The sequence below is a fragment of the Bordetella tumulicola genome, assembly GCF_054779135.1.
The window spans coordinates 334,834-360,808 of sequence record NZ_BAAGYU010000011.1 but is presented as its reverse complement, the minus strand read 5'-3'; the positions used below and the strand labels follow the sequence as shown (position 1 = coordinate 360,808).

General features: G+C 60.9%; 21 protein-coding genes. 12 read left to right on the top strand and 9 right to left on the bottom strand.

The window, feature by feature from the left end; translation table 11 throughout:
- Nucleotides 1–16: 16 nt before the first annotated feature.
- Genes ACYVDM_RS23865 through ACYVDM_RS23855 form a run of 3 tightly spaced genes read right to left on the bottom strand, consistent with a single transcriptional unit; the run spans nt 17 to nt 3,480 of the window.
- The gene (locus tag ACYVDM_RS23865) at nt 17–1,003 is read right to left on the bottom strand and encodes a Bug family tripartite tricarboxylate transporter substrate binding protein (protein WP_415792738.1); all 987 of its coding nucleotides are present in this window, start codon (nt 1,001–1,003) and stop codon (nt 17–19) included.
- A gap of 60 nt (nt 1,004–1,063) precedes the next feature.
- Nucleotides 1,064–2,446 (bottom strand): MmgE/PrpD family protein, encoded by a 1,383-nt coding sequence (locus ACYVDM_RS23860; protein ID WP_415792739.1) that lies wholly within the window; start codon nt 2,444–2,446, stop codon nt 1,064–1,066.
- Between the two features lie 35 nt (nt 2,447–2,481).
- Nucleotides 2,482–3,480, bottom strand: a complete 999-nt coding sequence (locus tag ACYVDM_RS23855; protein WP_415792740.1) for a Bug family tripartite tricarboxylate transporter substrate binding protein — start codon at nt 3,478–3,480, stop codon at nt 2,482–2,484.
- 155 nt (nt 3,481–3,635) lie between these two features.
- On the opposite strand from ACYVDM_RS23855, the gene ACYVDM_RS23850 reads away from it, so the two are divergent.
- A complete protein-coding gene (locus ACYVDM_RS23850) occupies nt 3,636–4,508 on the top strand; it encodes a LysR family transcriptional regulator (protein WP_460475480.1) in 873 nt (290 codons plus the stop codon).
- A 399-nt stretch (nt 4,509–4,907) separates the two neighbouring features.
- Here the strand turns inward: ACYVDM_RS23850 and ACYVDM_RS23845 are convergent, their stop codons facing one another.
- From ACYVDM_RS23845 to ACYVDM_RS23835, 3 genes are all read right to left on the bottom strand, one after another.
- Nucleotides 4,908–6,308: an MFS transporter gene (locus ACYVDM_RS23845; protein ID WP_415790310.1), complete on the bottom strand. Its 1,401-nt coding sequence runs from the start codon at nt 6,306–6,308 to the stop codon at nt 4,908–4,910.
- 77 nt (nt 6,309–6,385) lie between these two features.
- Nucleotides 6,386–6,889, bottom strand: a complete 504-nt coding sequence (locus tag ACYVDM_RS23840) for a peroxiredoxin (protein ID WP_415790308.1) — start codon at nt 6,887–6,889, stop codon at nt 6,386–6,388.
- Nucleotides 6,890–7,058: 169 nt separating this feature from the next.
- Complete coding sequence (locus ACYVDM_RS23835) at nt 7,059–10,646, bottom strand: DUF748 domain-containing protein (protein WP_415790306.1); 3,588 nt, start codon at nt 10,644–10,646, stop codon at nt 7,059–7,061.
- A 141-nt stretch (nt 10,647–10,787) separates the two neighbouring features.
- On the opposite strand from ACYVDM_RS23835, the gene moaC reads away from it, so the two are divergent.
- The 4 genes from moaC to ACYVDM_RS23815 are packed head-to-tail and all read left to right on the top strand — an operon-like array spanning nt 10,788 to nt 13,224.
- Nucleotides 10,788–11,276 (top strand): cyclic pyranopterin monophosphate synthase MoaC, encoded by a 489-nt coding sequence (gene moaC, locus ACYVDM_RS23830; RefSeq protein ID WP_415790304.1) that lies wholly within the window; start codon nt 10,788–10,790, stop codon nt 11,274–11,276.
- Complete coding sequence (locus ACYVDM_RS23825; RefSeq protein WP_415790302.1) at nt 11,257–11,508, top strand: MoaD/ThiS family protein; 252 nt, start codon at nt 11,257–11,259, stop codon at nt 11,506–11,508. Before moaC ends, ACYVDM_RS23825 begins: the two co-directional genes overlap by 20 nt.
- A gap of 4 nt (nt 11,509–11,512) precedes the next feature.
- Entirely contained in the window at nt 11,513–12,010 is a 498-nt protein-coding gene (locus tag ACYVDM_RS23820) for a molybdenum cofactor biosynthesis protein MoaE (protein ID WP_415790300.1), read from the top strand.
- An 8-nt stretch (nt 12,011–12,018) separates the two neighbouring features.
- Nucleotides 12,019–13,224: a molybdopterin molybdotransferase MoeA gene (locus ACYVDM_RS23815; protein ID WP_415790342.1), complete on the top strand. Its 1,206-nt coding sequence runs from the start codon at nt 12,019–12,021 to the stop codon at nt 13,222–13,224.
- A gap of 13 nt (nt 13,225–13,237) precedes the next feature.
- Here the strand turns inward: ACYVDM_RS23815 and moaA are convergent, their stop codons facing one another.
- Nucleotides 13,238–14,350: a GTP 3',8-cyclase MoaA gene (moaA, locus tag ACYVDM_RS23810; protein WP_460475479.1), complete on the bottom strand. Its 1,113-nt coding sequence runs from the start codon at nt 14,348–14,350 to the stop codon at nt 13,238–13,240.
- 78 nt (nt 14,351–14,428) lie between these two features.
- Nucleotides 14,429–15,508, bottom strand: a complete 1,080-nt coding sequence (locus tag ACYVDM_RS23805) for a substrate-binding domain-containing protein (RefSeq protein ID WP_415790295.1) — start codon at nt 15,506–15,508, stop codon at nt 14,429–14,431.
- A 166-nt stretch (nt 15,509–15,674) separates the two neighbouring features.
- Between ACYVDM_RS23805 and ACYVDM_RS23800 the strand changes: the two genes are divergently transcribed.
- From ACYVDM_RS23800 to ACYVDM_RS23775, 6 genes are all read left to right on the top strand, one after another.
- A complete protein-coding gene (locus ACYVDM_RS23800) occupies nt 15,675–16,244 on the top strand; it encodes a formate dehydrogenase subunit gamma (RefSeq protein WP_415790293.1) in 570 nt (189 codons plus the stop codon).
- Nucleotides 16,241–17,827, top strand: coding sequence for a formate dehydrogenase beta subunit (locus ACYVDM_RS23795; RefSeq protein ID WP_415790292.1), 1,587 nt, complete (start codon nt 16,241–16,243; stop codon nt 17,825–17,827). The genes ACYVDM_RS23800 and ACYVDM_RS23795 overlap by 4 nt, the downstream gene beginning before the upstream one ends.
- Before the next feature lie 17 nt (nt 17,828–17,844).
- Nucleotides 17,845–20,724, top strand: a complete 2,880-nt coding sequence (gene fdhF / locus ACYVDM_RS23790) for a formate dehydrogenase subunit alpha (RefSeq protein WP_415790290.1) — start codon at nt 17,845–17,847, stop codon at nt 20,722–20,724.
- Nucleotides 20,725–20,747: 23 nt separating this feature from the next.
- On the top strand, nt 20,748–21,578 hold the full coding sequence (fdhD, locus tag ACYVDM_RS23785; protein ID WP_415790288.1) for a formate dehydrogenase accessory sulfurtransferase FdhD: 831 nt from the start codon (nt 20,748–20,750) through the stop codon (nt 21,576–21,578).
- Nucleotides 21,579–21,583: 5 nt separating this feature from the next.
- Complete coding sequence (locus ACYVDM_RS23780) at nt 21,584–21,838, top strand: formate dehydrogenase subunit delta (RefSeq protein WP_415790286.1); 255 nt, start codon at nt 21,584–21,586, stop codon at nt 21,836–21,838.
- 109 nt (nt 21,839–21,947) lie between these two features.
- A complete protein-coding gene (locus ACYVDM_RS23775) occupies nt 21,948–23,609 on the top strand; it encodes an OFA family MFS transporter (protein WP_415790284.1) in 1,662 nt (553 codons plus the stop codon).
- Between the two features lie 125 nt (nt 23,610–23,734).
- Here the strand turns inward: ACYVDM_RS23775 and ACYVDM_RS23770 are convergent, their stop codons facing one another.
- Nucleotides 23,735–24,643, bottom strand: a complete 909-nt coding sequence (locus ACYVDM_RS23770) for a LysR substrate-binding domain-containing protein (protein ID WP_415790282.1) — start codon at nt 24,641–24,643, stop codon at nt 23,735–23,737.
- Nucleotides 24,644–24,816: 173 nt separating this feature from the next.
- Between ACYVDM_RS23770 and ACYVDM_RS23765 the strand changes: the two genes are divergently transcribed.
- Nucleotides 24,817–25,971 (top strand): CaiB/BaiF CoA transferase family protein, encoded by a 1,155-nt coding sequence (locus tag ACYVDM_RS23765; protein WP_415790280.1) that lies wholly within the window; start codon nt 24,817–24,819, stop codon nt 25,969–25,971.
- Nucleotides 25,972–25,975 lie beyond the last annotated feature (4 nt).

Sequence of the window (25,975 nt, the reverse complement as noted above, 5' to 3'; positions counted from 1 at the left end):
TGAGCGCGGCAGGGGTTCAGCGGGGCTTCAGGCCGATCTGCTTAGCCAACTCAGCGAATTGTTTCTGGTCGCGCTGCAGCGTGCTCGCAAAGCCTGCGGGGCTGCGCTCCTCGGGCGAGGGAATCCGCGCGGCCAGCGTGTCGATACGTTCGCGAAACGCGGGGGTCTGGATCGCCTTGGTCACTGCCTCGGCCAATTTGTCGACCACCTCCTTGGGCATATCCTTGGGCCCGACCAAACCATTCCATATCTGCAGGTCAAACTGCGGCAGCCCCCCCTCGGCGAAAGTCGGCACGTCCGGCATCTGCGGCAGGCGCTCCTTAGAGGCTACCGCGATGGCCTTGATTTGCTTGCCCTTGTGCAGGGGCAGCATGGTGACGGTCTGATCGAGCACCGCTTGGATGGTGCCCCCCATCAGGTCGGTAATGGCGGGACCCGAGCCGCGGTACTGAAGCAGTTCAGCCTGTACATTGGCCATGCGTAGAAACAGTGCTTCGGCCAAGTGAGCGGTGGTACCGGGGCCCCCCGAACCGAAATACAGTTTGAGTTCGCCACTACGCATACCTGCCAGCATAGAAGGCAGATCCTGGATACCGCTCTTGTTGCTCACGCTGAGCACCATGGGAACGTTGGCAACCGTACCGATTGCCGTCGTGTCCTTGACAATGTTCAGGTCGGCCTTGGGATAAAGCAGCGGAATCAACACCATGGACTGGTTGCTAAACATCAGGGTGTAACCGTCTGGCGCGGACCGGGTCAGACGCTGAAAACCCAATAGTCCGCCCGCACCCGTCACATTCTCCACCACGAAGGTATTATTCGTGACCTTTCCCAGTTCGTTCGCCAACAAGCGGGCCAGCGCATCCAGACTACCACCGGGCGCCACGCCCACGATGATGGTGACGGGCTTGGACGGAAAGCTGTCGTCGGCGGCTGCGGCCGTATGATTCAAACCCAGGCACAAAGCCATGCCGGCAAGCGCGGATGCGATGCGTCGTTTCATGTTGTCTCCCTGCGTGATGACCGGTCCCGCTTTGGTCATTGAGTTAGCAAAAAACGCCGGTCAACGCCTACTCAGCAAGCGTACCAGCGAACCAATAGAATCGACATGCTCCAAATGCATGACGGCTTCCAGACAAGCTGCGGTCGTGTCCGCCGGCAATCCCGCCCGCGGGAATAAATGCAAAAACTTGTTTTCCACATCCCGACGGTCGATACCGCGCGCGCCAGCACCACGCGGTGTGACACAGGTGCCTCGATGCACGGCGCCATCTTTCATATGTATCGTGACCGTGCCGCCATGCCGATGGGGAAAGCGATCGGGCAATGGCGCCGGATTGAGATCGAACTCGACCTTGTCTTGCAGCATGGCAATGACAGGGTCGGTCATCTTGGCCACGTCCATGTGTTGCCAGGAAAAGCCGTCATCGGCGATCGCCGCCGCGACGAAATAATGCAGACTGTGGGCCGCGTCAACCAGGTTGCGCGGATGGGGCTCGCCCTTGAAGTCGGTCCACTGCACTGCCGCCGACACAACGATGCGCGCAATATCGTCGGGTTTGATACGCCCCTCGACGCGTGCGGCATCGGCCGCGGCCTCAGCCGTCGCATGAAAGGGATGCGCCCCCGGCATGAGCTTGATGGCCATATCGGTCACAATGTCCCAAGACCCCCCCCAGTCGCGCACGATGTCGTCGCGCGATTGGCCGCCGAGCGCATCCAGAAAACCGCGAGGCTGCTCCAGCACACCCAGTTCGCCCTCGAAACCGCGCTGCGCCGCCAGCGCGGCGCGTATACCCGTGCTGGCGGCCAGGCCAGCGTGATATTCCCTCGCGCAACTCGTGTCAGCCGCGATCGCCATGCCGCCGATTGACGTTGCCGAGAGCGCGATCGCGTGCGCCAACCGTAGCGCGTCCAGCCGCAGCAGCACGCCGGCGGCAACGCAGGCACCGAACACCGTGGAGTACGACCCATGGAAACCACGCTGCATGCGTCCCGGCGTCAGTGACTCATCAATACGTCCGGCGACTTCATAACCCAGCACCATGGCGGCCAACACATGCTGGCCGCTCGATCCTTCATGCTCGCCCACCGCCAGCGCCACGCTGGAGACGATGGTGCCGATGTGTGCAATGCTGCGCATGTCGCTGTCATCCGACGCAGCGGCATCGCTTGCCACCGCATTGACGCGTGCGGCGCTCGCCAGCGGTAGTCTGCCGCCGTCGAACCACACAGTTGCCTCCGGTGTGCCGCCATCGGCGAGTTCAAGCTCGCGAATAATGCGAGCCGATTCAATACCGTATCCCACGGCGGCACTGGCAAGCGTGCTGGCCAAGCTCATCTTGGCATGCTCGAGCGTCAATGCCGGGAGGTCGCAGTCACGGGTGGACGTGACGAAGTCGGCCAATTGACGCGCCAAAGGCAGCGTCACTAAAGAGGATTGCACGTCAGGAGTTCCTTCGTGAATGGGTTATTGTCGTGTCACTGCGCCGCCGTACCCAGTTGTTTAAGGACCGGGACCCATTGGGCGAGGTCTCGGCGCACCAGATCCTGAAAGGCGGCCGGCTGGGGGATCGGTGTATCGGGCAAGGTAAAGCCCAAGCTGATCAGCTTGTCACGCAGCGCTTGAGTGCTCATGACCTTGTTTAGCGCGGTATAGAGGCGCGTGGAAACATCGGCCGGTAGACCGGCTGGTCCCACCAGACCCCACCAGAGCGTGACCGAGTAATCCTTCAAGCCGCTCTCGTCCAGGGTAGGGACATCCGGTAGCAAACTGGAGCGCTTGGGTCCGGTGACCGCCAGCGGCCGGAGTTTGCCAGACGTCACCAGCCCCATGGCCGCGGGCATGTTGTAGAGGCCCATGTCCACGTCGCCGCTGATGATGGCGGCCAGGCCCTGTTGGGCGCCGGTATAGGGCACGTGCATGATCGGCTTGTCGAGATACTTCGCCACGGTGGCGCCGGCGATATGGTGGCTGGTGCCCACGCCGCTGGATGAGTAGCGGAAGGTCTCCGGCGGCTGGGCTTTGATCGCCTCCAGCAACGCCGGCGCGCTTTGGTAAGGCGACTTATCGGACACAACCAACAGGTTCTGTACATCGGCGATCTCACTGATGAAAGTGAAGTCTTTGATCGAGTCGTACCCGGGCGACTTGTAGAGCGCTTGGTTGTTGACAAAGGTACCCTGCGCGGCAATACCCAGGGCGTAGCCATCGGGCTTGGCGCGGGCGATGTCCGTCGTGCCGATGGTGCCACCTGCCCCGCCCTTGTTTTCCACCACGACAGGCTGACCGAGTTGCTCGGCCAATGCTGAGGCGACCACCCGCGTCAACGTATCGGCCGCGCTACCAGCGGCATAGGGCACGATGAGTTTGACGGGCCGATCGGGATACGCCGCTTCGGCGCGCGCGCCCCACATGGCTACGGAGGCGAGCGAAAACAGCGCGCAGGCTATCGCCTTGCGTCGATATAGCTTGGTCATTATGTCTCCTCGTGTCAGGATGACTGACAGCAATACCGCAACGCGGTCATTGACCCGACACATGATTTGGTTTTATTGGATAAGACAGACTGTAGGCCGCTTCCTTCTGTATGTCTGTGGAAACTTATTCGTCAATCATTGAATCGATTTCAACAATGCACAAACTGAGAAACCGCCTCGGCCCGCTACGCGTACTGGATGCCGTGCACCGCAGTGGCGGCGTCGGCCGAGCCGCCGACCTCCTGCATATCACGCCAAGCGCTGTCAGCCATCAGTTGCGCCGGCTGGAGGCCGAACTGGGTGTGCAATTGGTGCAAAAAGACGGCCGCGACATTGGCTTCACCGCAGCGGGCACGGAGCTGGCCGTACAAGCCGCTCAGTTGTTCGACCAGCTCGAGTCGGTGCTGTCCAAAGCATCCGAGGCCGGCGCCAATCGCCGTATCCGGGTCAAAGTCATTCCCAGCCTCGCTATCAAATGGCTCATGCCCCGACTGGGTTCGCTGTACGCGCAGCACAGCGACATCGACCTCGAAGTCGCCACCGTCGCCCGCGCCGATGACACCGATCTGCACAACGCCGATTTCGTCGTACGCCGCGGCAACGGCGATTGGCCGGGGCTGCGCGCCGACCTGCTGTTCCCCGATGAACTCGTGCTCGCCTGCGCGCCGTCAGTGGCCAAACGCCTACACACGCCCGAGGACGTATTGGGCGAAACGCTATTGAATTCGATGATTGCACCAGACTTCTGGGATCGCTGGCTGCTGTCGACCGGGTTAACCGCGAACAGCGACACGCGCTTCCTCCCGCTAGCGAACGCCGTGCTCTGCCTGCAGGCAGCCGCCGAGGGCCTCGGCATCGCCGTGACGCAGCGCGCCTATGTCACTCAGGACTTCGCCACCGGTCAGTTGGTGCAACCGCTAGCGCACAGCGCCCGCAGCGGCGACGGCTACTACCTCGTCAGCCATCCGGCACGCGCAGCCACATTGCCATTCAGCCTCTTTGCGAATTGGATGATCAGCGTGAAGTAGACGTTCAATGCGTGGCGCGAAGGGTGTCTCTATTGAGGCGCCCCTGTCTGGCATCTGAGAGCCCAGGCGGTCCTATCGCCACGGCTCGGCCCAACCAGGGGCCTCGGCCTCGCTGCGCGAGGCTTCCCGCGCCTCAACGGACCGCCTGGGCTCTCAGATGCCGGACAGGGGCTCACAATCGTGGCATACGCAGGCTGCTTTAGCTTGCCACGCCCAACGCACCAATAGCATCCGTAAATGGGAAACTGTGCGAGCAGGAGGCTGCCGTGTAAAAGCCCCGGCGGCCCGTTGAGCAAGGGCAGCCCGCGCGCAGCGCGGGCCGAGGCCCCTGGTTGGGCCGAGCCGCGGCGATAGGGCCGCCGGGGCTTTTACACGGCAGCCTCCTGCGCCTCAAGAACCTTAACCTACGGTATGCCCCCGATCCGCGCCTGCACCCGAGCTCACCTCATCGACGGCATCAGCAGACGCCGTATCACCCTCCACAACCGTTTCCGCCTCAATCGCGGACTCCGGCACTTGCACAACGTCCGGCTCCGGCGAAACCATCTCCACTGCCGAATCGCCTTCTGCATCGACCCGTGGATCGAGTGCAACCGAGGCCGGAGAGCTTTGCAGGTTGTCGGGCATGGGCACGAAGTGCACTGGTGCCTCGTCGACCTGGTGCGCGCCGGTCACACGTGCCGGACGTACTTGCCATACGAGGATCAAGGCGCATCCGGAGACGAAGACGTAGTACATGTTGGGGCCTGCCAGCGACATCAGGATACCTGCCACCATGGGGCCCAGGCACGCCCCGACGCCGTAGGTCATGAGCAGGATGGCGCTCAGGCTGACTCGACGTTCTGAGGCAACGTGATCGTTGGCAAATGCGGCGCCCAGGGGATACAGGGTGAACTGCAGTACGCCCAATATGCACGACAACAGGACCAGTGCCCAGAATGGCAGGACGATCCATCCCCACAGGATGGCGGGCAGCAGCACAAGCAGACAGGCATTAAAGCGGATGAGACCCGCGCGGTTGATGCGGTCGGACAGCCAGCCGATGGGCCATTGCGATAGCAAACCTGCGGTCGCGCCAGCCGCGACGAAGACGGCCGACTGCGAGGTTGTCAGGCCGTATTTAGCGGCAAACACCGGGGCCAGGCCATAAAATGCCCCGGACAAATTGCCGGCGACGAAGAGCACAGTCAGGGACAACGGGACGCGCTGGACGAAAAAGCGCAGGTCCAGCGGCGCGGGCAGCGGCGTTGGGGGGTGGGTACGCGCGGTCAGCGCGATAGGCACGAGGCATAGCACCAGACAGGCGGCCACCAGGATCAGGGGCTCCTGGCTCAGCGAGCCATAGACTGTCAGCACCAGTTGGCCCATTACCGTGCCCAGACCCGACACCACCATGTATACGGAGAACACGCGGCCGCGCTGGTGGTTTTCAGTTTGTTCGTTGAGCCAGCTCTCGATGACCATCAGCTCGGTCACCATCACGATGCCCGACACCAGTCGAAATACCAGCCAGACGGGCATGGAGTCGACCACCATCTGCGCCAGGATCATGCTGGTGGACAAGGCGGCACAGGCGACAAATGCCCGGATATGGCCGACGCGAATGATCAGTTTGTGACCCAGCCGCGCGCCACAGACCAATCCCAGGTAATAAACGGCGATCAGCGCACCGATCCAGATCTCGCTGACCGATAGGGCGGTCAGCCGCAACCCCATGAAAGTGTTGTACAAGCCAATGCCAACCAGCATTAGCAGCGTCGCAATGTAGAGCGACGAGAAAGAGTAAATCGTGGTTAACATGGGATACGGCTGGCAGCCGTCACACTAGGAAACGCCGTGGGCGCACGATGCGCCCACGGCGGGAACGACAAAATAAGTTAGATCTGTGACAACAGGGTGGCAGCGTCGCTGACTTCGAATTTGCCGGGCTGCTCGATGTTGAGATGCGTGACGACGCCGTCTTTCAAGATTGCCGAGTAGCGCTGTGAACGCACACCCATGCCGCGCTCGATCAGGTCCAGTTCCAGACCCAGGGCGCGCGTCCAGAGAGCCGAACCATCGGCCAGCATGCGTACTTTGCCTGCGGTCTGTTGATCACGCCCCCACGCGCCCATGACATGGGCATCGTTGACGGATACGCACCAAACTTCGTCCGCACCCTTGTCTTTCAGGGCCTGAGCTTGTGCCACGTAGCCCGGCAGGTGCTTGGTCGAGCAGGTCGATGTGAAAGCGCCCGGGACCGCGAACAGGGCAATGGTCTTGCCCTTGACCAGATCGGCGACCTGGAATGCATTGGGCCCGAGGGAGCAACCATTGGCTTCGGATTCAAAAAACTCGCTCAGGGTGCCGTCCGGTACACGGTCGCCGACTTTGATGGTCATATGCATCTCCAGGTAAACGCAAAGGCGTCCGGGCGTGAGTCGCCCGGCAAACCCTCATCATAGTGCCAACCTAGGGCTATCCCCTATTTGTTTGCTCGCCGCAGGACGGTAGCGCATCGCGGTGCGTTGCCCATGCGCCACATCCTCGATCGGCGGCACGCCACCACGGTCACTGCAGCGCGAAATCCACCCGCGAGGGTTTTGCGTCCCCCTCGCCTGCCTCACCGTCGATCGCCGGCGCCACGATGAAAATCCGGTCGGCGGGGCCGATTTTTTGCAGCTTCTCGTAAATGGCGTCTGCGCGTGCTTCGGCCAGTTTCTGCAACGATTCCTCATTCACAGGCGCGGCCTTTAGCAGCATGGCAGTCATTTGATCGGTGGGGACCGACTTGGCGAAGCCAATGAAATTACGCGGTTTTTCCTCGATGTCGGTATCGTCATAAACCTCTTCGAGGTATTCCGCGCGCTCTGCATCGGTGAGGGTGACGCGGGACAAATCGGTCTTTTTATCCTTGCCTGACGTGTCCTCCACCTTGGCGCGGCGAATCTGGCGTTCGAGCCATGCCTGGCGCAAACCCTCGCCATCGGTGACCGGATCGGCGCGGCCGATGATATCCAGCTTCAGCGCGGGCCGGTCATTCAGGGCCTGGGCCAGGGTAGTGATACTTTCATCGGCCTGCGCCGCCAGTTCGGCACTTCCCGGCTCAAAATTGATATATGACAGCTCTTCGCCACTGCCGAATGCCGAGGCCAGCAAAGAAAACGGCGAGGTCACAGCTTTCACCAGCAAGTTGCCCAGCACCCGCAAAATGATGCCTCCTACCGAAAACTCGGGGTCATCCAGCGAACCGGAAATCGGCAGGTTGATATCGATATTGCCCTTGCTGTCTTTCAGCAGCGACACGGCCAGCATCACCGGCAAGGTCGTGGCATCCGGACTGTTGGTCTTCTCGCCAAACGTCAGTTGATTAAGCACAACGTGGTTGGAGGCCTGTAAGGCGCGGTCTTCCAGCTTGTAGGCCAACTCGACCGACAGTTTGCCTCGCTTGATCGGATAGCCCACGTACTTGGCGGAATACGTTGTAAAACGCGGCAGATCCACGCCTTTGGCCAACACCTTCAGGTCCAGCGACATGAACTCGGCAAAGGGCTGTACCGTCCCGTCAATAGACAGCGGGGCCGTGCCGTAGACGCGACCCTTCACGTTGACCTTCGCAGGTTTCGGGTTACGCGAGGACACCGCAGACAGGCCCCCCTCGATACGCGACAGCTCGGCGGTATAGTTCGGCTTGACGAAGTGATCGGTGAACGTCATGCGGCCGTTTTTCAGCGTGACGCTGTTCAAGGCAACATCAGGCATCTGGCCTGTCTTCTCGGCCTTGGCCGCGCGGGCTGAACGACCGCGGGTTTGCGTATCCTCGGTGATAGACCCGCCCGCCTGACCAGGCTCGGCCAGCAAGTCCATCACATTCAGGCGGCCCTCCGCGCTGAGCAAGACCCGGCCATAAAAATCATCCAGCGTAATGTCGCCCAGGTTGGCTGCAAACTGATCACCGTCCACAGACACCTGCATGCCGCTGAGATTCAGTTGCTTCCACTTCAGGAAGTCATTCTGGTTCACGCGATCAGCGAGATGCAAATCGAGGACGTCGACGCCGCCTTTCCAACTGCCTTTCATCGGCGACTCACCCGCCGCCGCCGAAAACACGGCTTCGCCGCGTGCGCCCACGCTCAAGGAACGCACGGTCGCATTCAGACTGGACGCGACATATGGTGCCAACGAGGCCAGGTTCAAGTTTTGCAAGTCGACCTGGGTTTGCACCGCCAGAGGCTGCGTCGTCAAGGATCCTTGCAGCGCGAGACTGCCATCACCCTGAATACTCTTGGCTTGCAACGTAAATGGCGTGGGCGTGGCATCCAGTGCCACACGGTCCGCTGCCAGTGCCAACTGGCCAATATTCAAATCCACCGCCGGTTTCTGCGACTCGTCGCGTGCCGCCAATTGCGAGACATCGAGCTTGACGCCAGTCGCCACGACTTGCGTGGCACCTGCCTGCTGGGCGACCTTGACGTTGGCTTCCAGGCCCAGAAAACCGTCGAGCAACTGAATCGGCGCCTGGCTACGTACTGCGGACGCGTACGGGGCCAAGCCCAGATGGCCGGCGCGCAACTCCAGCGTCAACGCCAGCGGGCTAAGTATCAACGGCCCTTTGGCGCGTATCCAGCTATCGTCGACAAGGTTATCCATGTCGAGCCACAGGTTGATCGGCTGATCCGCCGGCTGCGGGAACTGCACGTTCTCCGCCGTCATCGCCAGGCCGGCCAACGTGGTGTCCAGCTTGGTGGCCGCGTCTTGTACGTGCAGCCGGGCGTCATGAATGTTGATCGCGTCCACCGCGACCTGCCATTCATCAGGGGTCTTTGACTTCGGCGCGACGGCGGAGGCGGCTTCGTCAGACGATGCTTTCGGCAATGTCGCCTGGAGGGCCGCGGCAGCTTTGTCTGTGGCTACTTTGTCTGTGGCTTTGTCGTCGACCGCCTTGTCAGGCGTCTTGCCGTTCGTGCCGGCATCGGCTTGCGCAACGAGCGGCTCACTGGCGGTTGTCTTGCTTGCCTCGGCCGCCGCTGCCTTGGCTGAGACTGGCGCTTTGGCGGTCTGTTTGCTACCGCCCTCTGCCCCTCCGATGGCCTTGAGCTTGTCGATCACCCGCAACCAATTCAGTTGCTGCTTGGCATCCCTGCTCGCCTGCAACACGGGCGACCACATCTCGACCTGGCCAATCGAGAACTGGCGGGCCAGCATGTCCAGCTTGACCCGCTGAATCTCCAGGGTGTTCCACTGGATCAAGGGCGCGCCCGACGTCTCGCGCAGATTCAACTCTCGCAAGCCCACGTCGCCGGTCACCAAGATCTTGGCATCCGCATCGCGTGGCTGCTCAAACACCAGCTTCAGATTCGAATCCAGCAAGGCGCGTTCGACTTTGATGGGTATCGCGATGGGCCAAATATCGGCCCATTTTTCGAGTTCCAGCCCGCGAAAATCCAGATTCAAGGTCGACGACGGCACGACATCAAATGGCCTCGCCACGCCTCTCATATCGAAGGGACTGCCATTGACGCGCAGATGCACCAGCGGTTCCACATCGATGTCGGTGGCATAGCCAAACGACGAAATAAAGGGAACGCCCAGCGCGATCTCGTCGATTTCCTGCTTGCGGCCCGTCACCTTGTCATCCAGCGTAATGGCCCCGCCCTCCAGCACAAGGTTGTTCAACGAAAACCGCGGCAGGGCATCGTCGTCCTTTTCGCCTGGCTCGGGCGCGGGCTGAGCCGCCGCCCTGTCCGCGAGTCTTTTCTGGATATCCGAGAAATTGAATGTCGTGGTGTCCTCGCGAACCAACGCGATCTGCGGACGCTGCAAGCGTACCGAATCGACCACGGGCGCAAACCAGAACAATGACTTCCACGACGCGCTGACGTCCATCTGGCCGACATTCAGCAAGGGCGCCTCGCCGCCGGGCTGCTCGATCACGAGATCCTGCGCGCGCACCGACAGGGTAAAAGGATTAAAACTGATCTCGCCCACCTGCACCGGACGGCCCAGCAGCTCAGCGACATCCTCGGTCAACACCGACCGCAACAGGTTCGGAACCTGCCACGCGGCCACCCCGAATAGAATCAGGATCGTGGCTATGATCGCCAGGAGAATTTTTCCAAGACGCCGAGTGAATCTCAACCTGGGCATCGTAAGGGCCATGCGTAGTCTCCTGGTTCGGATAGCGGAGCAGCGGCGACGGTAATTTCACGCGTAGCCAGAGCTCGTCTATGATAGGACGCAAGCGTGGCCCACTTTAGCAAAAAGCCGCGCTCGTTTTCAATCGTTAACACTTTTCCTATCATGCCATCCTCTGCCCCTACGCTTAGCCACCTGGACGAATCTGGCCAAATCCGCATGGTTGACGTCGGCGCCAAGACCGAAACGGACCGCATTGCCATCGCCCGTGGCAGTGTACGAATGAACGCGGTAGCCTATGACTTGTTGACCCAACCCGGCCAAGGCAAAGGCGAAGTGCTCAATACCGCACGCGTAGCAGCCGTCCTGGCGGCCAAACGCTGCGCAGAGCTGATTCCGCTCTGCCACAGCCTGCCCCTGGCCTTTGTCGGCGTTGAGTTTTCGTTAGACGACGACACGCATACCGTCGACATCAGGACGACGTGCCGGACCCGCTATAAAACGGGTGTCGAAATGGAGGCGATGACCGCCTGCAGCGTCGCCGCGCTGACCATTTACGACATGTGCAAGGCGGCCGACAAGGGCATTGTGATTGAACAAATACGTCTTGAATATAAGGCGGGAGGTAAAAGCGGTGAGTGGCGCAACCCTTAATATTCTGTACTTTGCCCGTGTCGCCGAGCTCGTCGGCAAACGCAGCGAAGCTTGGCCGCTGGCCGAACCCTCGACAGGTACCCAACTGCTAGAGGCCCTGCAAGCCCGCTATCCGCAACTTGCGCCCGCCGCACGTCTGAAGCTGGCGATCAACCAGACGCATGCCAAGCCATCCGCCATCATTGCACCGGGTGACGAAATCGCGGTTTTCGAGCCGGTTACCGGAGGCTGACAATATGGTTATCGTTCAAGAAGCCGACTTTGACGGCGCCACCTTGCTCGCCGATCTGCGCGAACGGGTCGGCGCCCAGGCAGGCGCCATTGTCACGTTTACCGGCTATGTGCGCGACTTCGCCCCGAATCAGGCGACACAAACCCTGTTCCTGGAACACTACCCCGGCATGTGTGAACGCGAGTTGCAAGACGTCGCCGACACCGCCCGCCAACGCTGGCAACTGGCCGGCACCGTCATCGCCCATCGCGTCGGCGCCTTGCCCCGCAACGCCCAGATCGTCTTCGTCGCGGCCGCGAGTGCGCATCGCGGCGATGCGTTTCGAGGGTGTGAATACATGATCGATGCGCTAAAAACCCGCGCGCCCTTCTGGAAACGCGAGACTCTGTCCGATGGCAACAGCTTCTGGGTCGAACAACGCCAGACCGATCACGACCGCACCCACGCCTGGGATGCGGGCGATGCCGCTGCGCAATCCACCTCTCATACCCATCATCGATGAACAACGACCTGCTCGATTTTGAACGCGCTCAAGAACTGTTGGCCCGTGCCGCCGACCCGATTGGTCGCCGGGAAGAGGTGTCGTTGGCACACGCAATCGGCCGCGTGCTGGCCACCGACCTGACCGCCACGCTGGACTTGCCCCCCGCCGACAACAGCGCCATGGATGGCTACGCCATTCGCTTTGCAGACTACCGGCCTGACGTCACCCTGCCCATTCAACAGCGCAGTTATGCTGGCGACATGCCCGCCGCGCTGATCCCGGGCCAGGCCACGCGCCTGTTTACGGGTAGCTTGATTCCCGAAGGCGCTGACACCATCGTCATTCAGGAAAACACCCGCGAGGCCAACGGCCAGGTGCAAATCCTGCAAGCCCCCAAGGCCGGCGAATTCGTACGCAAGCGCGGCATGGACACGTCGGCGGGCCAACCCCTATTCTCCGCGGGCACCTTGCTGGATGCCGCACATATCGCGTCATTGGCTTCGCAGGGCTTGACGCATGTGCAGGTCTACGCGCCGCTGCGTATTGGCATCCTGACAACGGGCGATGAATTGGTGCCCCCTGGTGCCGAGCGCGCGACGCAACAAATCTACAACTGCAATGGCGTCATGCTGGCCGCCCTGGTCCAAAAGGCTGGCGCCCAAGCGGTGCACGTGCTGCACGCACGTGACAATGAACCGGAATTGCGCGCTGCCATCGGCACAATGCTGGCCGACTGCGATCTCCTGCTTAGCATCGGCGGCGTCTCGGTGGGCGAAAAGGACCTGGTCAAGCCGGTCCTGGAGTCCCTGGGCGGCACACTGGCGCTATGGCGAGTCCGCATGAAACCGGGCAAGCCCGTCGCCCTAGCGCATATCGACGGCAAACCCATTGTGTGCCTGCCGGGCAATCCCGTCTCAGTCTATGCCGTCTACGCCGTGCTGGTGTCGCCCCTGGTGCGCCGCATGCAGGGACGCACAGCCGTCTTTCCGGCCGTCAGCGCCGCCCCGCTGCGCACGCCGCGCCCCCACCATGACAAGCGCGAAGAATTTCTGCGTGTCCAGTGGCGTCCCAATCCCGACGGCGCACCAGAGCTGGTGCCTTATGGGAACCAGGACTCTTCGGTCATCAGTTCCCTGCCCTGGGCCACCGGGCTGGCGCGTACCCCCGCCGGGGTCACGGTAAATGACGGGGACATCGTGGCATATTACGATCTGGCGCACTGGCTGGCGTAGCGCCACGGCGCTGTCACCCGCCGATATAACTCATCTCGATCTTGCGCTCGCCTTGATGGGCGAGCGCCGCACCCCGGCCTCGCAACTCGGAATACCGGTCGTCACGTTGCGTCCAGATACCGGCGATGGCGCGCGCGACCTGATCATCGTCTGCTGCGCTGCGCAGGAGCCCGCGCAGGTCATGGCCATGAGACCCAAACAGGCACAGGAAAATTTTGCCTTCCGGCGAGAGGCGTGCACGCGTACAGCCGCCGCAAAACGCCTCGGTCACGCTCGAAATCACGCCGACCTCGCCCGCGCCGTCTCCATAAGACCAACGTTGGGCCACACGCCCCATGATCTGCGCGTCGATGGCCCGCAAGGGGTAGGCCTCGCCGATCCGTTGGACGACTTCGGCACTCGGCACGACCTCTTTCAAATTCCAGCCGTTGGTGGTGCCCACGTCCATGTACTCGATAAAACGCAGCACATGGCCGGTATGGCGAAAGTGCCCGGCCATCGGCACTATCTGACCATCGTTCAGGCCGCGACGCACGACCATGTTGATCTTGACAGGCGCCAGCCCCGCGTCGGCCGCAGCATCAATGCCGCGCAACACATCGTCGGGAGTAAACGTGCTGTCGCTCATGCGGGCAAACATCTCCGCGTCCAGCGTGTCCAGACTGACCGTCACCCGCGTCAAACCTGCCTGTTTCAAGGCCACGGCCTTACGCGTCAACAACGTGCCGTTAGTGGTCAGCGCCAGCTCCAGCGGACGACCGTCAGGCGTGCGCAATTCGGCCAGCATACCGATCAAGGCTTCAATATTCTTGCGCAGTAGCGGCTCACCGCCCGTCAGGCGGATTTTCTCAACCCCCAGTTGGGCGCCCAAGCGGGCGATGCGCGTGATCTCTTCGAACGACAACAGTGCCGAATGCGGCAAAAAGGCATAGTTGCCGTCGAACACCTCGCGCGGCATGCAGTACGTACATCGAAAATTACAGCGATCCGTGACCGAAATCCGCAGATCACGCATCGGCCGCGCAAACGCATCCTGCACCGGTTGCCCAGCGGGCGGCAGCGCCGACTGCGGCAGCGGCGGCAGATGCTGCGCAGAATGATCGGTCAGGTAAATAACTTTACTCATCTGAGCATCATATCGCGCAATGAGTCGGCCCTCACTAGCCCGCCTCCGATTATTGAGGTCTGCATGCGGATGTCGACGTCACCCAAAGGCTTCCTCCAGCGTCTGCAACTTGCCCGTATCCGTGGCGTCGTAGCCCACCAGTTGATGCACATACCCCAGATATTCATGGCCCCGCATGATGTTCAACAGGTCTTGCATGGCAGGGGTATCCAGCGACGCGCGGCGAATCGCAAAGAAATAACGCTCATGCACCAGCGGAATAAAGTCCAAGCCAAAACGCCAGGCTGCTGTCTCGACGCCCACCCCGGTGTCCGCCATCCCGCTGGCAATATGCGCCGCGATCGCCATATGGGTGAACTCGTTGGTTTCATAGCCCTGCACATCGCTGATCGACACGCCCGCCTGCTCTAGCATCAGACTTACCAGATAACGCGTACTGGACCCAATTTGCCGATTCACGAACCGCACATCCTTGCGCGACAAATCCGCCATGCCGCGAATGTGCTTCGGATTGCCCGGCACGACAAACAGGCCCGTATTACGTACGGCCAGGTGGATCAGCAGATAATCGTCTGGCGACAACCATTGCGCATAACGCGCCATGATCGGTGCCTCAAACGTGCCGCTCGGCACCTGAAAGCCCGCCAGATCACATTCGTGGCGTTCCAGTGCGGCCAGTGCCTCGATCGCCGTGCGATAGCGAAGCTCCAGACCCGGCTCGCGATCGCTCATATGTTGCATCAATGCCTCGACCGCAAAGCCATGGCTCGCGTGCAAACGCAAATGCGGAATTGTCTCGGGCAGCAGCTTTTCCAGTTCCTCTTGCAACTCGGACGCCATGCTTTCCAGCGTCGGCATCAAACGCGCCTCGATGCGGCGATTTGCCCACAACAAACGTTGTGCAAAGGGCGATAACTGCGTGCCTTGACGCCGCTTGGTAATCAACAACGGCGTACCGAACAGCCCCTCAAAACGCCGCAGCACCCCCCAGGCATGCCGATACGACAGGCCACAGGCCCGGCATGCGCCGGCGATATTGCCCGTCGCATCAATGGCCGCCAACAGCGCCAACATGTCATGCAACGCCTGACCGGGATGTTCCGCATCGCCCTCCAGCAGCCATTGGGGGCGCAGTCCGATACGAAATTTATATGTCATTTATTTCCTATTGAACGTGGCAGATTTGGCGATTAGAGTACGCACATCAGATAGATAGCACAGTTTTATATGTTTTAAAAAACATATTATCAATGCAATCGGCTGGCAACAACTAGAGAACAATGCGGCCCCATCTTTACGCGAGGGTCGTCACCAGGAGACAAGCATGCCTATTTCGCAGGCAAAGCCCAATCCGCCCGGCGGCGGCGGTGCACGCGGCGGCGATATGGCCTTATCGGCCGCGCGTCAGTCCACCACCCCCACGGTGGCGGCTGCGGCACAGGCCGCCACGCAATGGCAGGATCAACCTGGCGCGCTGCTGCCTCTGCTGCACGAGATACAGGATGAACTGGGCTGTATTCCGGCCGACGCGGTGCCCACCATCGCCGAGGCCCTGAACCTGTCCCGCGCCGAAGTCCACGGCGTGTTGAGTTTCTATCCGCACTTTCGCACCGAGCCCGCGGGCCGGCATGTGCTGGAGGTTTGCCGTGCCGAATCCTGCCAGGCGATGGGCGGGGAGCATCTTGCCGAACATGCGCGCCACACACTCGGCTGCGATTTCCATCACACCACAGCCGACGGCGCCGTCACCCTTGAGCCCGTATATTGCCTGGGCCTGTGCGCCCAATCACCGGCCGTGATGCTGGACGGCAAGCCACATGCGCGCGTCACCCCTGACAAGCTCACCCGCATTCTGCAGCGAGCCACCGAACACGATCGGGCGGTGCAACCATGAACGCCCCCGTCACGATCTATCTGCCCCGCGATGCGGCGGCCCTCGCGGTCGACGCCGATGATGTCGCTCTAGCGATCGAGCAAGAAGCGCAACGCCGTCACCTGGCTATCCGGTTGGTACGTAACGGATCGCGGGGCCTGCTCTGGCTGGAACCGCTCGCCGAAATCGTCACCCCCGCGGGACGCGTTGCCTACGGCCCCGTACAGGTCGACGATGTGCCCGGCCTATTCGACGCAGACTGGCTGCATGGCGGCAACCACCCGCTGCATCTCGGACTGACCGAGGCAATTCCGTATTTAAAAAATCAACAACGGCTGACCTTCGCGCGTGTCGGCATCACCGACCCGGTGTCAACAGTGGATTACCTCGCGCACGAGGGCTTGCAGGGCTTACAGCGCGCGCTGGCCCTCACGCCCGAACAGATCGTCGACGAAGTCACCGCATCGGGTTTACGCGGCCGCGGCGGTGCAGCCTTTCCCACCGGGATCAAGTGGAAAACCGTGTTGACCACGCCCGCCACGCAGAAGTACATCGTCTGCAACGCGGATGAAGGCGACTCCGGGACGTTCTCCGATCGTCTCATCATGGAAGGCGACCCCTTTGTTCTCATCGAAGGCATGGCGATCGCCGGCCTGGCTGTGGGCGCCACCTATGGCTATATCTACGTTCGCTCAGAGTACCCGCAAGCCATCGCGACGTTGAACGCAGCCATCGACCAGGCGCGTCAGGCGGGCTGGCTTGGCGACGATATTCAAGGCAGTGGCCAGCGCTTTGATCTCGAGGTCCGTAAAGGCGCGGGCGCCTACATCTGCGGCGAAGAAACCTCGCTTCTGGAAAGCCTGGAGGGCAAGCGCGGTGTGGTGCGCGCCAAACCGCCGCTACCCGCCATTGCCGGCCTGTTCGGCCAGCCCACCGTCATCAACAACGTGATTTCGCTGGCATCGATCCCCATCATTCTGGCGCGCGGCGCCGCATACTATCGCGACTACGGGATGGGCCGTTCCCAAGGTACGCTCCCCTTTCAACTCGCTGGCAATCTCAAACATGGCGGCTTGGTCGAGGCCGCCTTTGGCGTGACATTGCGCGAGCTGCTGTACGACTATGGCGGCGGCAGCGCATCGGGGCGTCCCCTGCGTGCCGTACAGGTCGGTGGTCCGCTGGGCGCCTACCTGCCCGAATCGCAGTGGGATGTGCCGCTGGACTACGAGTCCTACCTCAAGATCTCGGCCATGGTAGGCCATGGCGGTATCGTTGCCTTTGACGACACGGTCGATATGAGCCGCATGGCCCGCTATGCCATGGAATTCTGTGCCGTCGAATCCTGTGGCAAATGCACGCCGTGCCGCATCGGCGCGGTGCGCGGGACGGAAACCCTGGACAAGATCCGTGCCGGCGGGCCGCAACACGAGCAGCACATCCATCTGCTGCGCGACTTGTGCGACACCATGCTGGGCGGCTCGCTCTGTGCGCTGGGCGGCATGACGCCCTATCCCGTCCTCTCAGCGTTAGAGCACTTCCCAGAAGACTTCGGCCTGAACACATCCGCCACGGCTGGCGCCCAAGCCGCCTCTCAACCGACCTGATTCGAACGGGACCTGCCATGCTCGAAACCGTTATCAAGCGCGACCGCGACCTGGGCACTCCCGCCCGCGACACCAACGCCCGCCTTGTCACCCTGACCATTGATGGCCAGGAAATGTCCGTCCCCGAAGGCACCTCCGTCATGCGTGCCGCGGCCGAAGCCGGCATCAATATCCCCAAGCTCTGTGCCACCGACAGCCTGGAGCCCTTTGGGTCCTGCCGGCTATGCCTGGTGCAGATCGACGGGCGTCGCGGCTATCCCGCGTCGTGCACCACGCCGGTCGAAGACGGCATGGTGGTCTACACCGAAACCCCCAAACTGCATGAACTGCGACGCGGCGTCATGGAGCTGTATATCTCCGACCATCCGCTGGACTGCCTGACCTGCCCCGCCAACGGCGACTGCGAACTGCAGGACATGGCCGGCGTGGTGGGGTTACGCGCCGTGCGCTATGGCTATGATGGCGCCAATCACCTGAAAGATAAAACCGACGACTCGAACCCCTACTTTTCATACGACCCATCCAAGTGCATTGTCTGCAACCGCTGTGTCCGGGCCTGCGAAGAAACCCAGGGGACATTCGCGTTGACGATTTCGGGCAAGGGCTTCGCCTCGCGCGTCGCGGCCGGCCAGGATCAGTCCTTCCTCGACAGTGAGTGCGTGTCCTGCGGTGCCTGTGTGCAGGCCTGCCCCACCTCCACCCTGCAAGAAAAATCCGTCATCATGATGGGTCAGGCCGAGCACTCGGTCATCACCACCTGCGCCTACTGCGGCGTGGGCTGCGGATTCAAGGCCGAGATGAAGGGCCAAGAAGTCGTGCGTATGACGCCCTGGAAAGACGGCCAGGCCAATCGCGGCCACGCCTGCGTCAAGGGTCGCTTTGCCTGGGGCTACACCACGCACAAAGAGCGCGTGCTCAAGCCCATGATTCGCCAGCACATCACCGACCCCTGGCGCGAAGTCTCATGGGACGAAGCCCTCGCCTATACCGCTTCTGAGTTCCGCCGCCTGCAGGACAAGTACGGCCGCGATTCCATTGGTGGCATCACCTCTTCGCGTTGCACCAACGAAGAAACCTGGTTGGTGCAAAAACTGGTGCGCGCGGCCTTTGGCACCAACAACGTCGACACCTGCGCACGCGTCTGCCATTCGCCTACCGGCTACGGCCTGAAGCAAACCCTGGGCGAATCCGCCGGCACGCAGACCTTTGACTCCGTCATGCACACAGACGTCGTCGTGCTGATGGGATCCAACCCCAGCAGCGCCCACCCGGTATTCGGGTCTCGCCTCAAACGCCGGCTGCGCGAGGGCGCCAAGCTGATCGTCATCGATCCGCGCCGTATCGAGTTGGTCAACTCGCCTCACGTCAAGGCGGACTATCATCTGCCCGTGCGTCCCGGCACCAACGTCGCGCTGCTCACCGCGCTGGCCCACGTGATCGTGACCGAAGACCTGGTCGCCGAAGACTTCGTCGCCCAGCGCTGCGAAACCAAAGCATTCAATCAATGGCGCGACTTTGTCGCCCGCCCCGAAAACTCTCCTGAAGCCACTGCAGAAGACACCGGCGTCCCGGCGGACGATGTACGCGGCGCGGCGCGCCTGTATGCCACCGGCGACAATGGCTCGATCTACTACGGCTTGGGCGTCACCGAACACAGCCAGGGCTCAACGGCCGTCATGGCGATTGCCAATTTGGCCATGGCGACGGGCAACATTGGTCGCGAAGGCGTGGGTGTGAACCCCATGCGCGGCCAGAACAACGTGCAAGGCTCCTGCGACATGGGCTCGTTTCCCCACGAGTTGCCGGGCTATCGTCACGTTTCCGATAACGCGACACGGGCCCAGTTCGAAGCAGACTGGGGCGTCACCCTGCAGTCCGAACCCGGCTTGCGCATTCCCAATATGTTCGAGGCGGCCTTGGCGGGCAGCTTCAAGGGCCTGTACTGCCAAGGCGAAGACATTGTCCAGTCCGACCCCAACACCCAGCACGTCGCCGCCTCGCTGGCGGCCATGGAGTGCATCGTGGTCCAGGACCTTTTCCTGAACGAAACCGCCAAGTACGCTCACGTGTTCTTGCCCGGCTCATCGTTCCTGGAAAAAGACGGCACCTTTACCAACGCCGAACGACGCATTTCACGCGTGCGCAAGGTCATGGAACCCCGCAACGGCATGGCCGACTGGGAAGTCACGGTCGCACTGTCTAACGCGCTGGGCTACCCCATGAACTACCGTCATCCCCGCGAAATCATGGATGAGATCGCCCGGCTTACGCCAACGTTTAACGGAGTCTCTTACGAAAAACTCGATCGCATGGGCAGCCTGCAATGGCCCTGCAACGATGAGGCGCCCGAGGGCACCCCCATTATGCATATTGACGAATTCGTACGCGGCAAGGGGAAGTTCATGATCACGAAATACGTCCCATCGGATGAGCGCAGCACGCGCAAGTTCCCGCTGTTGTTGACGACGGGGCGCATCCTGTCTCAGTACAACGTCGGCGCGCAGACCCGCCGTACCCCCAACGTCGCCTGGCATAACGAGGATGTCCTGGAAATCCACCCGCAAGACGCCGAAGACCGCGGCGTCGCCGAAGGCGATTGGGTGGGGGTGCAAAGCCGTGCGGGTGAAACCGTGCTGCGCGCCACGCTGACGGACCGGGTACAACCGGGCGTGGTTTACACCACGTTCCATTTTCCCGAGTCCGGTGCCAACGTGGTCACGACGGATAACTCCGACTGGGCCACCAACTGCCCGGAATACAAGGTCACCGCCGTGCAAGTGATGCGGGTCTCGCAACCCTCCGAGTGGCAACGGCAATGGTCGCGCTTTAGCGACATCCAGCAAAAACTGCTGCGCGAACGCGCCCGTGAAACCGAAGCCACCCTCGTCAGTAAGTAACGTCGACACAATCCAATAACGTTATGGATCATCTTCCCGATTTCACCCAACACCGCTCGGACTACGCCGAGGCGGCCGTCTTGCGCGTGCGCGGAGGAGCGCTCGAAGCCAGTACGCAAACCGACCGCGTTGCAGAAGAAACGCCTATCGCGCTGGAATACAACGGGATTAGCCACGCCACGATGCTGGCTTCGCCCAGCGATCTCGAAGATTACGCACTGGGTTTTTCTCTGACCGAAGGCATTATTGATCGGCCCTCGGATCTACGCGGCATTGACATCGTGCCGCAGCACAACGGCATCGTGGTGCAACTTGAAATCTCCAGCGCGTGCGAAGCCCGGCTGAAAGCGCGTCGACGCGCCATGGCGGGCCGCACCGGCTGCGGACTATGCGGCGTCGAGACGCTACCGGAGGTCCTGCGCCAAGTCGCCGCCGTGCCCGATGCCACGCCGATTTCACTCCCTGCCATTCTGCACGCCATGCGCGCCATGCGCGCGCGCCAGACCCTGCACGACATGACGGGCGCCACCCATGGCGCCGCCTGGGCCAACGCCAGTGGACAGGTGCAGGTTGTGCGCGAAGACGTTGGGCGCCACAACGCCCTGGACAAACTGATCGGCGCCCTGACCCGACGCGATGAAGCTCTGCAAAACGGCCTGGTACTGGTATCGAGCCGCGCCAGCTTTGAAATGGTGCAAAAATGCGCCGCCGCCGGTATCGGCATCCTGGCAGCGGTCTCGGCCCCCACTGCGCTCGCGATCCGCCTCGCGCAGAACACCAATGTGGCGCTGCTCGGTTTTGTACGCCATGCCGACGCCACCATTTACTCACACGCTGAACGCATTCAGAGCTAACCGTCATGGACATCGCCAATCTTATCCGCATGGCCAATCGCATCGGCGAGTATTTCGATGCGCTGCCCGACCGCGAAGAAGCGCTGGACAGCGCCGCCACGCATATTCAGAAATCCTGGGAACCTCGCATGCGTATCGCCTTGCTGGGCTTTCTGGATCAACACGCGGACGGCCAGGCCGACGACGTCCGCTTGCACGCGCTGATGCTCGAAGCCATTACCCGCAACCGCGCTCGTTTGACACCGGCCCAACCTGCTTAACGCAAGACCGCTCGACCCCGTCTTACCCCATAACAACACCCAGAGGCGCCGCACTCATCCGCGAGCGTCCCTATCGGCCCGTGAGCCGTTCCCCCTGAGAGGAGACACTATGAGCAACACTGCCACACTGGATTTGCCGGGCATGCGCCCGGGATTTTTAGATAAAGAGCGCACGATTGCAGGACCAAATTTCAATCGCTGGTTAGTGCCGCCCGCGGCCTTGGCCATCCATTTATGTATCGGGATGGCCTACGGATTCTCGGTATTCTGGCTGCCCCTATCCAAGGCATTGGGTACGTCCGTCGCAACCTGCTCGGCAGATGTCGGCCTGATTGCAGAGTTGTTCACCACACAGTGCAACTGGCGCATTTCGACAATGGGGTGGATGTTTACTCTCTTTTTCGTGTTGCTGGGTTGCGCCGCGGCATTGTGGGGTGGCTGGCTGGAACGTGCAGGTCCGCGCAAAGCCGGCATCGTCGCGGCGGTATGCTGGTGCGGCGGTCTCCTCATTTCTGCACTAGGCATTCATCTACACCAGATGTGGATGCTGTGGCTAGGCTCCGGAGTGATCGGCGGCATCGGGCTGGGGTTGGGCTACATCTCGCCCGTGAGCACCCTGATCAAATGGTTTCCTGATCGGCGCGGCATGGCGACCGGGATGGCCATCATGGGTTTCGGCGGAGGTGCCATGATCGGTGCCCCCTTGGCAGACATGTTGATGCGCCACTTTGCCACGCCGGACGGTCTGGGTGTCGCGCAAACATTCATCGCATTGGCCATCATCTATTTTGTGTTCATGGTGTCGGGCGCGCTAGGCTACCGTGTCCCGCCTACCGGCTGGAAACCCGAAGGCTGGAAGGAACCCGTCAAGCACGCCAACAATGCCATGATCACCAAGGGCCATGTGCACGTGAAGCGTGTGTGGGGTATCCCCCAGTTCTGGCTGGTATGGCTGGTGCTGTGCTTGAACGTGACAGCAGGCATCGGGATTCTCGGCATGGCCTCGCCGCTGTTGCAAGAAGTATTCGGCGGCACGCTGCTCGGGCAGCCCGAGTTGCTCTATGGCCAATTGGACAAGACGCAACTGGCCGTCATCGCCGCCACCGCTGCCGGATTTACCGGACTGCTGAGCCTGTTCAATATCGGGGGACGTTTTTTCTGGGCTACGCTATCGGACAAGCTCGGGCGCAAGATGACGTATTTTGTCTTCCTGGTACTGGGTTTTGTGCTGTATTCGTCGGTCCCCTGGTCGGCCCACCTAGGCGCACTGGCGCTGTTTGTCGGCGCGTTCTGCGTCATCATTTCGATGTATGGCGGCGGGTTTTCAACGGTGCCGGCCTATTTGGCAGACTTGTTTGGCACACAGATGGTAGGCGCCATCCACGGGCGGATTCTGACGGCATGGTCGGCGGCAGGGATTTTTGGTCCGGTACTCGTGAACTACATTCGCGAATATCAGCTCTCTATCGGTGTGCCCCGTGCGCAGGTATACGACATCACCATGTATGTGCTGGCCGGCATGCTCGTACTGGGTTTCCTGTGCAACTTGGCGATACGGCCGGTGAACCCCAAGTATTTCATGGGCGAGGAAGAACTCTCACGCGAGAAGGCACTCGCCCATGAGCGTGCCGCCGCGGCCGAGGTCCACGGGTTCTCCAGTTCCACGTTCAAAACACCCCTCGCGGTGGTGTGGTTTGCTTGGGCTTGCGTCGGGATCCCGCTGATCTGGGGGATCTGGATAACGCTGCAAAAGACGGCTGTGTTGTTCTAACGGTGCCTCGGCATTGGCGCCAATGGGGACGTCTGGGATTTTCCTGGACGTTCCTGTTCTTTTGACGGCATCTTATCGTGGACGTCAGTGATTTCGTTGCATACGCGATCACGCAACAAACAAAATCATCTCTTTGATTTCCTGGGCCGTAGCGTCGAAATCATTGCCGTTTTTCGAATTAATGAGGCAAATGCCCGCACGGGCTTTGACTGAGCCTGACCCTCCTTGAACAGCAACCCTGGCGTTCGCATAGGCGTTGGCCCCTCGATCGGTAAGGCGCACAATCCGCTGTTTTCGTTAATCGCACTAGAGGCCACAATCGCGCCGACTTGAATCCGGGAGACAAGTCCAAGCATGGCACTTACCGTGTTCATCTCCGCAATGATGTTCGGTGAAGCCCCTGCCGCAGTCAAGAATTCGTCCAGCATGCGCCGAGTGGAGAAACTACTGGGCAACATGACCAGAGGTTCTCGATGCAGCTCGATCATGCGGATACGTTTCCTGCCGGCCCAGGGATGCGAGTTGGCAACGACCAGGACAAGCTCCTCGTTAAATAAGGGTTCAAAACGCAACCCAGAACGCAACTCAGGGCGATAGGCCACGCCGATATCTAATTGGCCAGCATCCAGGCTGGCTGCGATCGCGTCAGCGGGCAACTCTTCAATCACGACTTTCACGGTGATGTTGCGCAACAGAAACTGAGCCACGCACTCGGGGATGAACCCAAGATTAAACGTATGGGTCGTCCCGACGCGAACCACGCCAGACATTGACACGTCCCGCGCCTTTAACTCACCCAGGCCTTGATCGATCTCCGATAACGCACGAGAGGCATAGGTCAAAAAGGCCTCGCCCGCCTCCGTGATGAAAACCCGTTTCCCGACCCGAGCAAAGAGAGGTTGACCAATCTCGTCCTCAAGCCGGCGAATCTGGTGAGACAGCGTCGATTGCGTCACATGAACACTCTCGGCAGCGCGAGTGAAGTTCAACGTGCCGGCCAAGGCAATGAAATACCTGAGGTGGCGCAGCTCCACACGACCTCCCATTAATCGATGGCATCAATGATAACGGAAGAAAATCATCATTTTCATCTTTCGTCCGGGTCATTTAGTCTTGCGCTCACTCCCCATAAGCGGGGAATGGCTGAGAAAACGACGCTCTCAGCGGTCCGACGGTGCGCTTCCCGTCACGAATGAGGATCACACGCATGGCGAAAGTATTGGATGGCATTACCGTCATAGAACAAGGCACGTTCATCACAGGACCTGCGGCGGGAATGCTGCTGGCCGACCTGGGCGCCAATGTCATCAAGGTCGAGCAACCCGAAACGGGCGATCCATTCCGGGCATTCAAAGGCGGACTCTATAGCCCGCACTTCCAAACGTATAACCGCAATAAACGCAGCATCACGTTGAATACAAAACAGGCGGACGACGCCGAGGTATTCGATGCGCTGATCCGAAAAGCGGATGTCTATATACAGAACTTTCGCCCGGGTACCACCGCACGCCTTGGTGTCAGTGAGGAGCGGTTACGCCAGCTCAATCCCAGACTGATTTACTGCGCAATCAGCGGTTTTGGACAAACAGGGCCGGCATCGGGGCGCCCGGCCTACGATACGGTGGCGCAAGCGGCGAGTGGCTTTCTGAACTTGCTGATTAACCCAGAAAATCCCCGCGTTGTCGGCCCCGCTATCGCAGATGCGCTTACCGGTTTTTACGCTGCCTACGGGATTCTGGGGGCGTTGGTAGAAAGAAACCACACCGGTGTTGGCCGATCCGTAGAAGTCTCGATGTTAGAGGCGATGAGCCACTTCAACCTGGATGCCTTCACGCATTTCTTCGCTGAAAACGAGGTCATGGGCCCCTATAGTCGTCCAAGCGTCTCACAATCTTATGCCTTGAAATGCGCGGACGACAAATGGGTGGCGCTACACATGTCGTCGCCAGAAAAGTTCTGGCAAGGTCTAGCCAGAGCGATCGAGCGCCCCGACATTTTCAAGGATGAGCGATTCGCAACGCGTGAGGCGCGTATTCATCACCAAGCGATATTGATTGAGTTGTTGGGCTCCCTTTTCATCACCCGCACACGAGCGCAATGGTGCGAGCGCCTCGCAGCGGAGGATGTCCCCCATGCGCCCATTTATGACACCAGTGAAGCCCTGCAAGACCCGCAGGCCAAGCATATGCAATTGGAGATTCAAGGTACGCACCCCACCCTCGGCGCGTGGAAAACCGTTCGTTCCCCGGTGAGTTTCGATGGGCAAAGACCCTTGGAAGTCATCCCTCCCCCTTTACTGGGTGAACACAGCGCCGACATCCGCGCATCGCTGCTAACGGAGCAGAAAACACGCAAACCCTGAGTTG

What these genes read in the sequence shown, in the direction of transcription:
- ACYVDM_RS23800 (WP_415790293.1), top strand. Translation starts at nt 15,675, where the DNA reads ATGCCTATTTCGCAGGCAAAGCCCAATCCGCCCGGCGGCGGCGGTGCA.
- ACYVDM_RS23820 (WP_415790300.1), top strand. Translation starts at nt 11,513, where the DNA reads ATGGTTATCGTTCAAGAAGCCGACTTTGACGGCGCCACCTTGCTCGCC.
- ACYVDM_RS23780 (WP_415790286.1), top strand. Translation starts at nt 21,584, where the DNA reads ATGGACATCGCCAATCTTATCCGCATGGCCAATCGCATCGGCGAGTAT.
- ACYVDM_RS23845 (WP_415790310.1), bottom strand. Translation starts at nt 6,308, where the DNA reads ATGTTAACCACGATTTACTCTTTCTCGTCGCTCTACATTGCGACGCTG.
- ACYVDM_RS23850 (WP_460475480.1), top strand. Translation starts at nt 3,636, where the DNA reads ATGCACAAACTGAGAAACCGCCTCGGCCCGCTACGCGTACTGGATGCC.
- ACYVDM_RS23805 (WP_415790295.1), bottom strand. Translation starts at nt 15,508, where the DNA reads ATGACATATAAATTTCGTATCGGACTGCGCCCCCAATGGCTGCTGGAG.
- ACYVDM_RS23840 (WP_415790308.1), bottom strand. Translation starts at nt 6,889, where the DNA reads ATGACCATCAAAGTCGGCGACCGTGTACCGGACGGCACCCTGAGCGAG.
- moaA (WP_460475479.1), bottom strand. Translation starts at nt 14,350, where the DNA reads ATGAGTAAAGTTATTTACCTGACCGATCATTCTGCGCAGCATCTGCCG.
- ACYVDM_RS23775 (WP_415790284.1), top strand. Translation starts at nt 21,948, where the DNA reads ATGAGCAACACTGCCACACTGGATTTGCCGGGCATGCGCCCGGGATTT.
- fdhD (WP_415790288.1), top strand. Translation starts at nt 20,748, where the DNA reads ATGGATCATCTTCCCGATTTCACCCAACACCGCTCGGACTACGCCGAG.
- ACYVDM_RS23855 (WP_415792740.1), bottom strand. Translation starts at nt 3,480, where the DNA reads ATGACCAAGCTATATCGACGCAAGGCGATAGCCTGCGCGCTGTTTTCG.
- ACYVDM_RS23765 (WP_415790280.1), top strand. Translation starts at nt 24,817, where the DNA reads ATGGCGAAAGTATTGGATGGCATTACCGTCATAGAACAAGGCACGTTC.
- fdhF (WP_415790290.1), top strand. Translation starts at nt 17,845, where the DNA reads ATGCTCGAAACCGTTATCAAGCGCGACCGCGACCTGGGCACTCCCGCC.
- ACYVDM_RS23795 (WP_415790292.1), top strand. Translation starts at nt 16,241, where the DNA reads ATGAACGCCCCCGTCACGATCTATCTGCCCCGCGATGCGGCGGCCCTC.
- ACYVDM_RS23835 (WP_415790306.1), bottom strand. Translation starts at nt 10,646, where the DNA reads ATGGCCCTTACGATGCCCAGGTTGAGATTCACTCGGCGTCTTGGAAAA.
- moaC (WP_415790304.1), top strand. Translation starts at nt 10,788, where the DNA reads ATGCCATCCTCTGCCCCTACGCTTAGCCACCTGGACGAATCTGGCCAA.
- ACYVDM_RS23865 (WP_415792738.1), bottom strand. Translation starts at nt 1,003, where the DNA reads ATGAAACGACGCATCGCATCCGCGCTTGCCGGCATGGCTTTGTGCCTG.